The organism is Streptomyces sp. NPDC018031, from assembly GCF_044327625.1.
Classification (GTDB): Bacteria; Actinomycetota; Actinomycetes; order Streptomycetales; family Streptomycetaceae; genus Streptomyces.
The window spans coordinates 1-12,288 of record NZ_JBIRFT010000015.1; the positions used below are offsets into that span (position 1 = coordinate 1).

Consider the following 12,288-nt stretch of genomic DNA (forward strand, 5'->3'; position numbering starts at 1 on the left):
CTTCGCCATCGCGCTGCGCGGCACCGGCGGCAACGACGGCCCCTTCTACTCCGTGGACAGCAAGGGCGAGAAGCCGCAGTTCAGCTGGAACGAGGGCGACGTACTGAACTGGAACACCAAGAAGCCGTACGACTTCTGACGGGCCCCGCAACTGGTGAACCGCCCGCTCCGTCACAGCGCCACGGACCTGCACAGGCGGTATCCGCAGGCATGTCCGTGGATCGTCCCTGGCATCCCGGTGGGCGATCAGCCGGGCACGGTCCTGCCAGGGGACCACCGACCGTGCGACATCCGTGAGATCGCGTCGTCGTATCAGTGGCTCGTCGGCTACGGGCAGGAGAACCTGGCGTCCGGGCTGTGGGAAGAGGATGAGCTCGCCGGGCATCCGCATCAGTGGGTGCCCTTCGCCGCTCCCGTCTCCGGAGGCTACGCGTTCGTCGACCACCGCCCCGGGGCCACCTACGGCCATGTCTACGAGATGGCCATCAGCGCGGGCGATACCGACGGACGACTGTGGGCCACCAGTCCGACCGGGCTGTTCGATGACCTGGCCACCGTGCTGGAGACCGGCACGTCCTTCCTGTGCTATCGGCCCCACGTCGGCGTGCGGCCGTCGGGGCAGCGCTGCCTGCGCTGGAGGGTCGTCGCCTGAGCTGCCGATCGGCCGGGGCGGGGAGCTCTCCAGGACGGCTGGGGCCCACCGGCCCCGGCCCCGGCCGAGGTCGGTCCGGTCCACGGCCGCGGCCGCGACTCTCGGCCCCGTCTACGTGGGCTCGGTGGGCTGCCGGGCGGCCTCGCGTGTGCCGACGCTGACCAGCCCTGTCTCGTAGGCGACGATGACGGCCTGGACACGGTCACGGAGCCCGAGCTTCGCGAGGATGCGGGCGACGTGCGTCTTGACGGTCGCCTCGGCCAGGTGGAGGCGGGTGGCGAGTTCCGCGTTGCTCAGTCCTCGGGCCAGCAGACCGAGCACCTCCAGTTCGCGCGGGGTGAGCGAGGCGAGGTCGCGGTGGAGGGCGGCGGTGTCGCTGCCGCGCTGGGTGAACCGCTCCACGAGGCGGCGGGTGATGGCGGGCGCGAGCAGAGCGTCGCCGGTGCGGACCGTGCGGACGGCCGCGGTCAGGTGTTCGGGAGTGACGTCCTTGAGGAGGAAGCCGCTGGCCCCGGCGGACAGCGCCGCGTAGACATATCGGTCGAGGTCGAAGGTGGTCAGGATGATGACGCGGGGTTCGCCGGGGGCGCCGGTGAGGATGCGGCGGGTGGCCTCCAGGCCGTCCATCTCGGGCATCCGGACGTCCATCAGGACCACGTCGGGCCGGGTGCGGCGGACCGCTTCGACGGCTTCGGTTCCGTTCGTCGCCTCGGCGACGACGTCGATGCCGTCGGCGCCGAGGATCATACGGAATCCGGTGCGGACCAGGGTCTGGTCGTCGGCGAGGAGCACGCTCAGCGGCTCGGTCACGGTGCCTCCAGGGGCATCAGGGCCTCCACACGGTAGCCGCCGCTCAGGCGTCGGCCGGTGTGCAGGGTTCCGTCGTAGACCGCGAGGCGCTCGCGCAGGCCGATCAGGCCCCGGCCGCTTCCGGTGCCCACGCCCGGTCGTCCGCCGGTGTCGGTGACTTCCACCCGGAGCCGGTCCGGGCGGTATTCGACGGTCACCGCGGCGGTGGCGCCGGACGCGTGCTTCACGGTGTTGGTCAGGGCTTCCTGGACCACCCGGTAGGCGGCGAGTTCGACGCCGGGCGGGAGGGGGCGGGGCGGGCCGGTCACGGTCAGGTCGACGGGCAGTCCGGTGTCCCGGACCCGTCCGACCAGCACCTCCAGCTGGCCCAGGCCGGGTTGCGGGGCCAGCTCCGCCGCCGTGTCCGCCGAGTCCGCACGTCCGTCCGCCGACTTGCCCTCGTCGGCCATGGTGAGCAGTCCCATGACGTGACGCAGCTCGGTCATGGCCGCCCGCCCGCCCGCCTCGACGGCGAGCAGCGCCTCGCCGGCCTGCTCGGGGGAGGTTTTCATGATCTTGCGGGCGGCACCGGCCTGGATGACCATGACGCTGACGTTGTGGGTGACGACGTCGTGCAACTCGCGGGCGATTCTGGCGCGTTCGTGCTCGACAGCCCGGCGCAGCGCCTCGGTCTGTTCACGTTGCAGGGCGGAGAGACGGGTGCGACCCTCGTCGGTCCGGAGTTTCCAGGTGCGCAGTCCGACGGCGGCCACGGCCATCGGAGCCAGGATCAGCAGGGCGATGTACTCGTTGGGGACGATCGGTGTCACCGAGTTCCCCGAAGTGCCGACCAGGACGACCGACACCGGCAGCGCCGCCAGGGTGGCCACCCGGTACGGGCTGTACACGGCGGCACTGTAGACGGCGATGACGAACGCGTAGAAGGTCAGCCGCAGGACGCTCTGCGGTGTCGCCAGTGTCGCGGCCGTCACGACGCACAGCACGGCCAGTGGGTAGCGGCGGCGCAGCGCCAGGGCACCCGAGGCGACGGCCGCGAGGGTCACCATGAGGGCCAGGCCGCCGGGGCCGGACGGGCGCGGCATGACGTGCTCCACACCGGGTGCGATCTCCCGCACCACGACGTTGCCGACGTTGTCGATGCCGTAGTAGACGGTGGCGCTGCCGAGTACCAGTGCCAGCAGCGCGTCGAACTGCCAGGCCCGCCGGGTGAGTCGCAGCGGTGGACCGCTCGGCACACCGGCGTCGCGAACGGTCCGGCGGGCGACTTCCGGCAGCCGTTTCAGCGTCGTACGTACGTCCCTCACCGGTTCATTGTCGCCGCCGCGCGGACCCGCGGAGTCCACCGTGGCGGTCATTCCCGCCGCACCGGATACATCACCCGCCTACATCGCAGGGATGACGTTTCCGGGGCTCAGCCCAGCACGGTACCGCAAGGGGTTCGGGCGGGCGATGCGTGCGGGCCGGGGCCGCTCCTAGCGTTCAGCCAGCCGACCGCCCCGTACCGAGGAGCCTTACATGACCATGCCGGTGATCGAACTGCGCGAGGTGAGCCGCCGATACGGCGACGGCCCGCTCGCTCTGCACCAGGCGTCGCTGACCGTGCAGCCCGGCGAGGCCGTCGCGATCCTCGGCCCTTCCGGAAGCGGTAAGTCCACGCTGCTCAATCTGATCGCGGGCCTGGACCGGCCCGACAGGGGGACCGTCACCGTGGACGGGGTGCGGGTGGATCGGCTGGGCGAGGCCGGATCGGCGCGCTACCGGCGGTCGAAGATCGGCATGGTCTTCCAGTTCTTCAACCTGCTCGACGATCTGACCGTCGCCGACAATGTCGTCCTGCCCGCGCGTCTCGCGGGTATGGCACGCGGCGAGGCGGACCGCCGGGCGGCGGAACTCCTGGAGAACCTCGGCATCGGCCGGCACGCCCGCGCCTACCCCGGGCGGCTGTCCGGCGGCGAGCGGCAGCGCGTCGCGGTGGCCCGGGCGTTGATGAACCGGCCGGCGCTGCTCCTGGCCGACGAGCCGACCGGGGCCCTGGACACAGCCGCCGGACAGGACGTCAGCAGGTTGCTCACCGGCCTCAACGCCGAGGGCCAGACCGTCGTCGTGGTCACCCACGACCTGGCTCTGGCCCGGTCCTGCACGCACCGTACGGTCCGGATCTCCGACGGCCGGATCATCGAGGACATCCGGTCGCATGCCCTCGCCCCTGAGGCCGCCCGATGAGCGCGCTCGGCAGGGTGGTGCGCTCGGGGGCGAGACGACGCCGGGTGCAGACGCTGGTGATCGGGCTCGCCACGATGGTGGCGGTGGCCGCCTCCGTCCTCGGCGGATCGCTGCTGGTGGTTTCCGGCGCGCCCTTCGAGGACGCCTTCGCCAGGCAGCACGGCGCGCATCTGTCCGTGCAGTTCGACGCGAGCCAGGTGAGCGCCGGGCAACTGTCGAGGTCCAAGGATGCCGAAGGGGTGAGCGCCGCAGCCGGGCCGTTCCGTACGGCGACGGTCACCCCGCGGGCGGGCGGGGCGGGCCCCGCGTGGCCGATGACCGTGGTCGGCCGGAGCGATCCCGGCCGGGACGTGGACGAGGTGGCACTGGTCGACGGGCGGTGGCCCACGCGCTCCGGCGAGATCGTGCTGTCCGTGGGCTCCTCGCTCATCCCGACCATGGGCATGAAGATCGACTTCCCCGGCCTGCCCGGCGGGCCGACGCTGACGGTGGTCGGTGTGGCCCGCTCGGTCACCCGGACCGCTGATGCCTGGGTGGCGCCTTCCCAGATGCCGGCGCTGACCGCGCCCGGCAGCGGGGGCTACCAGATGCTCTACCGCTTCACCGACGCTGGCACCGCCGCGCAGATCACCGCGGGCGGCAGGACCGTGACGCGGTCCTTGCCGCCCCGGGCGGCCGTCGGCGAGCAGTCATGGCTCACCGTGAAGAAGTCCGCCGAGCGCGACACCGCCCTCTACGTCCCGTTCCTCAGCGCGTTCGGCGCCCTGGGCCTGGTCATGTCGGTGCTCATCGTCGGCAATGTCGTCGCCTCGGCCGTGGGCACGGGAACGCGCCGCATCGGCGTCCTCAAGGCCGTCGGTTTCACCCCGGCCCAGGTCGTACGGGCCTACATCGGTCAGGCGCTGGTCCCGGCCGCCGTCGGCACGGCCCTCGGTGTCGTCGCAGGCCACCTGCTCGCCGTCCCCGTACTGGCCGAGACGGGGGAGGCCTACGGCACCTCGTCCCCGGGCATCGCCCCCTGGGTCGATGTGGCGGTGATCGCCGGGGTGCTCGGTCTGGTGGCGGCGACCGCGTGGGCCAGTGCCTGGCGGGCCGGCCGGTTGCGGACGGTCGACGCACTCACCGTCGGGCGCACCGCTTCGACGGGGCGCGGCCGGTGGGCGGCCCGGCTGGCCGGACGGCTGCCGTTGCCGCGGCCGGTCGCCCTGGGCCTGGCCCGGCCCTTCGCGCGGCCCGGCCGCGCCCTGGCCGTGGGCACGGCGATCCTGTTCGGCGCCATCGCCGTCACGTTCACCGTGGGGATGAGCGCTTCACTCGGCCGGGTGATGGAGGCCAAGGCCCACGACGTCGCCGATGTCACGGTGCCCGCGCCCCTGCCGGACTTCGGCCCCCAAGGCCCCGGCTCCGAGAAGCGGCGCGAGACCGATCCCGACGCGGTCGCCGATGCCGTCAAGGCCGCCGCCGGAACCGGGAGGTACTACAGCGCCGCGACGGTACGGACGAACGTGTCCGGCCTGACCGGCATCGTCGACGTGATCGCCTTCACCGGTGACGCCTCGTGGGGCGGCTACACCATGGTCTCGGGCCGCTGGATCGACAAGCCCGGTGAGGCCGTGGTCCCGACCCCGTTCCTGGCCGCCACCGGTGCCCGCGTCGGCGACACCGTCACACTGAACGGCCTGGCCGAGCCGGTCAGGGTCCGAATCGTCGGCGAGGTCCTCGACCCCCGGAACGACGGCATGCAGGTCTTCACCGACGCCGCGACCCTCGAGGGCGCACATCCCGACCTGACGGAGACGAGTCATCACATCGCGGTCGCCTCGGGCACCGACGTGACCGGCTACGTCGATGCGCTCAACGCGGACCTGGCACCGCTGGGGGCCACCGCCCAGGCCGGCGGGCTCGGCTCCGGCAGCGAGATGGTCGTCACGCTCAACTCGCTGTCAGCGGTCCTCACGCTGATGCTCGTCGCCGTCGCCGCGCTCGGCGTGCTCAACGGGGTGCTGCTCGACACCCGCGAGCGCGTCCGGGAGATCGGTGTCCACAAGGCGCTCGGGATGACCCCCCGGCAGACCGTCGCGATGGTGCTCACCTCGGTCGTCGTGACCGGACTGGTCGCGGGCGCTCTGGGTGTGCCGCTCGGCGTGGCCCTGCACGGCTGGGTCATCCCGGCGATGGGCGAGAGTGTGGGGCTCCGCCTCCCCGATTCCGTCATCGCCGTCTACCACGGGGCCGAGCTGCTCCCGCTCGCACTCGGCGGCCTGTTCATCGCCACCCTGGGCGCGCTGCTGCCCGCCGGATGGGCCGCCAGGGCCCGAACCGCCACGGCTCTGCGCACCGAATAGGAGGTCGGACTGCCGATTGGGGCCGGCGGGGTTCAGCGGCCATTGCGGTGGACTCGCTTTCCCTCAGAACTGCCACCACTCTGGTCGTTTCCTTGTCGATGCCTGCCGGGCTGGAGCACGGCGCGGTGGGGGTGCCGTCCAGGGCTTCGTCTGCCGTGGCTGCGTGGTGCTCCTCTCGGCCGGCACCGGCGCCGAACCGGTGGTTCCTCGGTGTCGGTCCGGGGCGGCGCGGGTGCCTCACGCGTTGGCTGGATCCACCGCATGAACGATGTCTGCCGCTTCCGGTGGCGCGTCCGGCGGTGGAGACTCGCTCGTACTCGGCACACCGTGGCCGGGCCGAGCCCCGCACACCGACGCAGGGCACGGGAGGGCGCGTGCCGTCGTCTCGTGGAGTACCGGTCACCCTCTCGCGCCTGCCCGTACCGAAAGGTCGTCCACCGTGCCTCTCTTACGTGTCTCGCCGCGCGCCGACGTCCGCCTCCTCACCAGCTTCCTCACCGCTCGGCTGTCGACGGACTACGCCACCCGGGTCCGCAGCCTCTACCGGATGTACCCGCCGGCGAACCTGCTGTCGGAGCAGAGCACCTACTTGAACGTCGGCTACTGGGAGACCGGCTCGGAGTCCTACGACGAGGCCCAGGAGGCGCTCGCCGGCCGGCTCGCCGAAGCCGCCGGGATGGGCCCCGGCGACACCGTGCTGGACTGCGGGTTCGGCTTCGGCGATCAGGACTTCCACTGGCTCGCCACCCGGCGGCCGCACCAGATCTTCGGCATCAACGTCACCCCGCACCACGTCGCCGCAGCGCGGGCTCGGGCCCGGGCAGAAGGGGTGGAGGGCCGGCTCCGCTTCCAACGTGCCTCGGCGACGGACATTCCCTTCCCGGACGGCTGCTTCGACCGGGTGGTCTCGCTGGAGTCGGCGATGCACTACCGGCCGCGCACCCGGTTCTTCGCCGAGGCGTTCCGGGTGCTGCGGCCCGGCGGGGTACTCGCCGTCGCCGACATCGTGCCGATGCCCGGCGCGGGCCCGCGGACCGCACTCGGCTGCCCGGCGCTCGACTGGGTCAAACAGACGGTGGACGACCGCAACTGGCACGACCGGGACGACTACGCCGGGAAGCTGGAGACGGCCGGCTTCCGGCCGGTGCGGGTGCGCAGCGTCCGGGACCGGGTGTGGGACCCGTGGATCGCCTACGTCACCCGCACGGTCGACCATCCGGCGTTCGCGCGCCGGGTGAGCTCCTTGTACCGCGGCATACTCAGGTGGGGGATGAGCGATCGCGTCCAACTCGGGCGGGACCTGGCCCGGCTGGACTACGTCCTCGCCTCCGCCGTCAAGCCGGACTCCTCCGCCTGACCGGCTCCGTGCCGGCCTGGCCCTCCGGTGTGCCATGCCGAAGCGCCGCAGGAATGCCTGCCATCCCAGGCCCACTCGGTTTCGGAGTCATCGGTGCCTGACCACCGCAGCCAGACCGGCTGGGATGCGGCGCCGCTGGTCAGGTACTCGATCCGGAGGCGGATCACGGTGCCTTCAGTCACCGGCAGGGCACCGGGGTGGGCGGCGGTCCAGGTCGAGCGATGGGTGAGTCGCGTATGGGTCCGCCCGAGGCAAGCGGTGGCGGCGGTGCCGTGGAGACGGGTTGCCGTCACCGTCTGTCCGGCCATGTGTCGTCGGCGGCCGCCCCGGGCCACGGGGGCTGCCGGGGGCGGCCGCGGCTTCGCCTGCTCCGCCTCGTGCGCGCGGTGCGGCGTCGCCGGCACGGTTCCGTGTCAGGGCAGGTCGATCAGTACGCGGCTGTCGTCCAGGTCCGCGCGGCGGCACGGTAGGCGTAGGCGGACTCGACACGGGACCGCTCGGTGGCGTTGGGGACGGCGTTCGTGCAGCTGGTACCTGCGCTGGAGCCCGACATCAGCTGGGAGCACGGGCCGGGCTTGGTGTCCGGCAGGCCCAGGCTGTGGCCAAGCTCGTGGGCGGCTATGCGGGTCTTGTCGTAGCCTTGGGTGACCGCCTGGCTGCCGAGCTCCACCCGCACCTGGCCACCGGGGCGGACCGGGCCCAGCGTGGCCTGCGGCCAGCCGGTGGTGGCGACGATCTGGATCTGAGCACGGGTGCCGAACGGCGCCTTCACCAGCTTCACGTTAGTGACGTTCGCGTTCCACGAGGCGACTCCGGCCGTGATGGCTGCTTCCCAGCCGCCGGCCCGGGTGTCGTCGTAGTAGAGGGTCGTCACCGCCGAAACACTCTTCGGTGCAGCCGTGGACGGCGCGGACGCGGCGATCTCCGCGGGCACCATGGTCAGGGCGATGACCGCGGCGGTACCGGCGGCCGCGAACCACTTGGAGCGGGACATGACTGTCCTTTCTCTGGGCTGGTCTCCGAGGCGGAGGACCTGGAACACGGGTTGTCGGAGACCTGACAAGTTCGTGTTGATGGGAGTATGCACGCGATCGCCGGTCCGCACTCATACCGGTCGGCCATAACGCCGGCGCAGGCACCGAGGCGAGGCTCTTCGAAGGGAGAGGTCAGTCCGACCTGACGCGGCGGGCCCCGAAGGCGTTCCGGACAAGTTGGAGCAGGAGCGGCGGGGGGCCGATCAGGTCCGACTGGTCGTCCGCCACGGCGCGGGCGGCCATCGGCTGACCGAAGGGGGGTCGGCGAGCTGTCCGTACGAGACGGCCCCGCCGCGGCGGCCGCCCGGCACCCCGTTCAAGTGCCGTGCGTGCGGAAAGCCTCCCCACTGAGATGACCGACGCGCATCACCCCAGACCAGAAGGCACTTTCGCGCTTCCGCTCAGGGTCCGGACGCCGCCGCGAGCACACGTCAGAGGCTAGGGCCTGTCCGACGGGTCGGGTGACTGCCGAGCGCCCTGATCGTTTTGGTCCGAGTGGGTCGGGGTGACTTCGCGGACGAGGAATGGCCCCGGTTGAGGCCGCACGTGCCGACGAACGTCGGGCGAGGTGGGCGTTGGAAGGACCACCGCCAGGTGATCAACGGGATCCTGTTCCGGCAGCGGACCGGCATCCCCTGGCGCGATCTGCCGTCACGGTTCGGTAAGTGGAAGACGGTGCATGACCGGCATCGCAGGTGGTCAGCGGATGGGACGTGGGACAGGATTCTGAGGGCCCTCCAGGCCGACGCTGACGCGGAGGCCGTATCGACTGGTCGATGGTGAGCGTGGACTCCACCGTGTGCCGAGCTCATCAGCACGCCGCCGGAGCCCGCAGGCAGGCACCGCGGAAACCTGGCGAGCGCACCCGGCCCGCCCAGCACCGTCCGGACGAAGCCCTCGCCCGCTCTCGGGGCGGCCTGACGACGAAGATCCACTTGGCTGGTGAGGGCGGACTACGGCCGTTGGCTGTGCTGGTCACGCCCGGACAATGGGGTGACGCCCCGCAGATGATCCCGGTTCTGGAACGCATTCGCGTGCCGCGCCCGGCCGGCGGTCGTCCCCGCACCCGGCCGGACCACCTCAGCGGCGACAAAGCGCACTCTTCGCGCTGCATCCGCCGATACCTGCGCCGTCGGCAGATCAAGCACACCATCCCCGAACGGCGGGACCAGCGGGCTCATCGCCGGCATCGCGGAAGCTCGGGAGGCCGACCCGCCGGCTTCGACCGGACCCGGTACGCGCGCAGGAACGAGGTCGAGCGGTTGATCAACAAGCTCAAGGCCCACCGGGCCGTGGCAACGCGCTTCGACAAGAGGGCCTACATCTTCCACGGCACCGTCACCGTCGCCGGGATCCGGCTCTGGCTCCTGCCGCGAACCGGGCCCGGTACATCACTCGGTGCGTGACGACCGACTCACGGGCCGCCAGGCCGAGGGCCAGGCGACGTCCCGGTTGACCGGACCGGTCACCCCCAGACTGGCCCGTGCGCACTCGAGGTAGCGGCGCTGTGCGTCTCTGAACTCCAAGTACGCCTGTTCCCAGCTCTGTTCGACTTCCGTGGGCACGCCCCGCGCCAGGTGCTCCAGCCGCCACAGGCAGTGGTTCAGCGCCTTGGACGCGGTGTTCGTGTCGGTGTCTCCCAACAATTCGCAGGTCTCCCCCAGCGCCGAACGGCGGGCCTCAGCCGCGCCGAGCTCGGCGAGCACCTCGGCAGTGAGCTCCAGTGGCGCGGGACCAGTCACGAGCCCACGACCCGCAGCGATGCGCTGATAGCGGCCCGCGAGCTCTTTTACGGCGTGAATGTACTCGCCATAGGCGTCCAGACGCCGCGCGTCCCAGCGCACGGACTGCTCACGCCGCCACCGCACCCGATCGTTCAAGCTGCTCACCAGGAACGCCCCGATAGCGCCCAGCGCAACACCTACCAGCGGAAGTATCTGTCCCGACAGACTCAAAGAGGCCCCCCGATCACGTAGTCAAACGGTTCCCCCATTCTCCCGACCGGAGCCCAGCGAAGTCGGTGATGCCATCACCTGCAACCGACTGGTGACTCCTCGGACAGGCCCTAGGCTCACCACATGGACATCCGCGCCATCGACCCCCGCGACACAGCCTGGGAGCAAGACCATGCCCGCTACCGCGTCTCCTTCTGGGACGTACCGGCCGTCACCTCCCACGAGTACGAAATCCTTGACGAGGTCGACGTCGACGAACTCCTGACCTGGGCGTCGGGGTACGCAGCCGAACGGGGATGGTCCTACACCGTCTACGTCTCCACCACCGACGGAGACAGCCCGGGCCTCATCCGGGTCGCAGGTGTCCTGGGCGATCCGTTCGCTGTGAGTGCGCCGCCGCTGCCGGGGCTCGCCGCGGGATCAGTCGGTACCGGGCCCTGAAACACCCCCGGCGGTCGCACGGGACGGCGGAGAATGCCGCGCCGCGGCCGTCACAGCCTTGGGTCCCGAGCCGTGGCAGCACCGGTTGCCGGTCCTCGGTGACGGTACGCGGCTGTCGCGATCTCGATGAAGGATCGGATCAACGGGTTGGCGGCGCCCTCGTTCCACACCGCCACCTCCCGGCTCGGCGGCATGTCGATCAACGGCACCACGGCCGGCTCCGCGGGCAGGTCGTGTCCGAGAGGGGCCAGGCCGACCGTGCCGTTCCACAGCGCGGTCTGCAGGCAATTCCTGGACGGCGCGCACCACTGGGCCCTCGCGCGGCCTGCCACCGTTCCAGTACGACTGCCAGACGGGGTCGGTGCCCTGCGGGAACTGGAACCAGCGGCGGTCGCTCAGCTCGGCCAGCCGCGATCGACGGGTCCCCGGGAACCGGTGGCCCACGGGCGGGAACGATGGACACCGCCTCTTGAATCGTCGCGGGACCGCTCGCGCTCTTCTACCTCTACGCGGGCACACTCAAGGTGTTCCGCAGCCGTGATCAACTCCGACCGATGATGGCCTGGGTCGACCACATGCCCTTGCCCGCCCTCAGGGCGCTGGGGACGGTCGAGATACTCGGCGCGACCGGTCTGATCCTGCCACCGCTGACCGGCGTCGCTCCCCCGCTGGCGCCGGCCGCGGCCATCGGCTTCGTACTCCTGCAGATGGGCGCGATCGTCGTCCACCTGATGGGCGATGACCGCCGGATCGCACTCAACGCCGGGCTCGCCGTCACCGCGGCGGTGACCATCCGGCCGGCCACCTGGCTGTGATCGAGCGGGCCGCACCGGGCCGGTGGCGCAGCACGGTGCGGCTGGGGGTGCTGTGGTGGGAGGGGTGCCGTGACCCGGTCCCGGAGCGGAACATCCACAACCGGCCCCCGGCCCAGTGGTGTCCCCGCTTCGACGCCCCGGCCGGGTGGCGGCGGACAAGGCCGCGCACGCGGCGGCTGACCGGTACTCGGACGTGCACGGACACCGGACCAGGTGGAGTTGACGACGTGTCCGGCTGCTTCTGCACGCTGCGGGTCACCGACGGGGCCGGCTGGGTCGTCCCGCCTCCCGGTGCCCTCCGCGCCCGAGCCCGGGTGAGGCTTTCCGCCCGTGCCGGGTGACCACCGCCCTTACACCCAGATCTCCGCCACCACCGCCGCTCTCCAGTCCTGCTCGCTCGCGCTACTGGAGGAGCACCTCAACTGCTGTGTTTCCGAAGCGCTGTCCCAGGGTGGGGACACGGCCAGGGAGAAGGTCGACGAGGCGTCCCGGGCCATCGCACGGCTGGTCCGCGCTTGAGCCGCAGATCGGGCCGGGCCGGGTGATCAGTCGGACAGGGACGTGACGGGCGGGGAGTCGGACAGGACCGACTCCCCGCCCACGCATGCTTTTCAGCAGCCGGGCGGCGGACCGGCGTCTCCGCGACCCGGCTCAAC

The 12,288-nt window shown here is 71.6% G+C and carries 11 protein-coding genes and 2 pseudogenes; 8 read left to right on the forward strand and 5 right to left on the reverse strand.

Going from position 1 to position 12,288, the window contains the following annotated elements; genetic code table 11:
• The first annotated feature begins 238 nt into the window (after nt 1-238).
• Nucleotides 239-652, forward strand: a complete 414-nt coding sequence (locus ACH4B3_RS26525; RefSeq protein WP_398466816.1) for a hypothetical protein — start codon at nt 239-241, stop codon at nt 650-652.
• A 111-nt stretch (nt 653-763) separates the two neighbouring features.
• On the opposite strand, the gene ACH4B3_RS26530 is transcribed toward ACH4B3_RS26525, so the two are convergent.
• On the reverse strand, nt 764-1,462 hold the full coding sequence (locus ACH4B3_RS26530) for a response regulator (protein ID WP_398466818.1): 699 nt from the start codon (nt 1,460-1,462) through the stop codon (nt 764-766).
• On the reverse strand, nt 1,459-2,817 hold the full coding sequence (locus ACH4B3_RS26535; protein WP_398466820.1) for a sensor histidine kinase: 1,359 nt from the start codon (nt 2,815-2,817) through the stop codon (nt 1,459-1,461). Before ACH4B3_RS26535 ends, ACH4B3_RS26530 begins: the two co-directional genes overlap by 4 nt.
• A 160-nt stretch (nt 2,818-2,977) precedes the next feature.
• Here ACH4B3_RS26535 and ACH4B3_RS26540 point away from each other — a divergent pair, with 160 nt between their 5' ends.
• The 3 genes from ACH4B3_RS26540 to ACH4B3_RS26550 all read left to right on the forward strand — a co-directional run bounded on the left by ACH4B3_RS26540 (nt 2,978) and on the right by ACH4B3_RS26550 (nt 7,387).
• Entirely contained in the window at nt 2,978-3,685 is a 708-nt protein-coding gene (locus ACH4B3_RS26540) for an ABC transporter ATP-binding protein (RefSeq protein WP_398466822.1), read from the forward strand.
• Nucleotides 3,682-6,030 carry an ABC transporter permease gene (locus ACH4B3_RS26545; RefSeq protein WP_398466824.1) on the forward strand — a complete coding sequence of 783 codons (2,349 nt, stop codon included), beginning with the start codon at nt 3,682-3,684 and terminating at the stop codon, nt 6,028-6,030. The genes ACH4B3_RS26540 and ACH4B3_RS26545 overlap by 4 nt, the downstream gene beginning before the upstream one ends.
• A gap of 439 nt (nt 6,031-6,469) precedes the next feature.
• Nucleotides 6,470-7,387, forward strand: coding sequence for an SAM-dependent methyltransferase (locus ACH4B3_RS26550; protein WP_398466826.1), 918 nt, complete (start codon nt 6,470-6,472; stop codon nt 7,385-7,387).
• 413 nt (nt 7,388-7,800) lie between these two features.
• Here ACH4B3_RS26550 and ACH4B3_RS26555 read toward each other — a convergent pair.
• A pseudogene (locus ACH4B3_RS26555) lies at nt 7,801-8,381 on the reverse strand (snapalysin family zinc-dependent metalloprotease).
• A 535-nt stretch (nt 8,382-8,916) separates the two neighbouring features.
• Here ACH4B3_RS26555 and ACH4B3_RS26560 point away from each other — a divergent pair.
• Nucleotides 8,917-9,827 (forward strand): IS5 family transposase gene (locus ACH4B3_RS26560; RefSeq protein ID WP_398466828.1). Its coding sequence is split into 2 segments (ribosomal slippage): nt 8,917-9,178 and nt 9,178-9,827, totalling 912 coding nucleotides; the frame shifts between segments, so codons are not numbered across the junction.
• On the opposite strand, the gene ACH4B3_RS26565 is transcribed toward ACH4B3_RS26560, so the two are convergent.
• The gene (locus ACH4B3_RS26565) at nt 9,813-10,310 is read right to left on the reverse strand and encodes a hypothetical protein (protein WP_398466830.1); all 498 of its coding nucleotides are present in this window, start codon (nt 10,308-10,310) and stop codon (nt 9,813-9,815) included. The genes ACH4B3_RS26560 and ACH4B3_RS26565 overlap by 15 nt on opposite strands.
• Nucleotides 10,311-10,499: 189 nt before the next feature.
• On the opposite strand from ACH4B3_RS26565, the gene ACH4B3_RS26570 reads away from it, so the two are divergent.
• Entirely contained in the window at nt 10,500-10,817 is a 318-nt protein-coding gene (locus ACH4B3_RS26570; RefSeq protein ID WP_398466832.1) for a hypothetical protein, read from the forward strand.
• A 50-nt stretch (nt 10,818-10,867) separates the two neighbouring features.
• Here ACH4B3_RS26570 and ACH4B3_RS26575 read toward each other — a convergent pair.
• A pseudogene (locus ACH4B3_RS26575) lies at nt 10,868-11,231 on the reverse strand (hypothetical protein); the annotation flags it as partial.
• 59 nt (nt 11,232-11,290) lie between these two features.
• Between ACH4B3_RS26575 and ACH4B3_RS26580 the strand changes: the two are divergent.
• Together ACH4B3_RS26580 and ACH4B3_RS26585 are read left to right on the forward strand one after the other, a co-directional pair.
• On the forward strand, nt 11,291-11,632 hold the full coding sequence (locus ACH4B3_RS26580; protein WP_398467101.1) for a DoxX family protein: 342 nt from the start codon (nt 11,291-11,293) through the stop codon (nt 11,630-11,632).
• A gap of 330 nt (nt 11,633-11,962) precedes the next feature.
• Nucleotides 11,963-12,151 carry a metal-sensitive transcriptional regulator gene (locus tag ACH4B3_RS26585; RefSeq protein ID WP_398466834.1) on the forward strand — a complete coding sequence of 63 codons (189 nt, stop codon included), beginning with the start codon at nt 11,963-11,965 and terminating at the stop codon, nt 12,149-12,151.
• Nucleotides 12,152-12,288 lie beyond the last annotated feature (137 nt).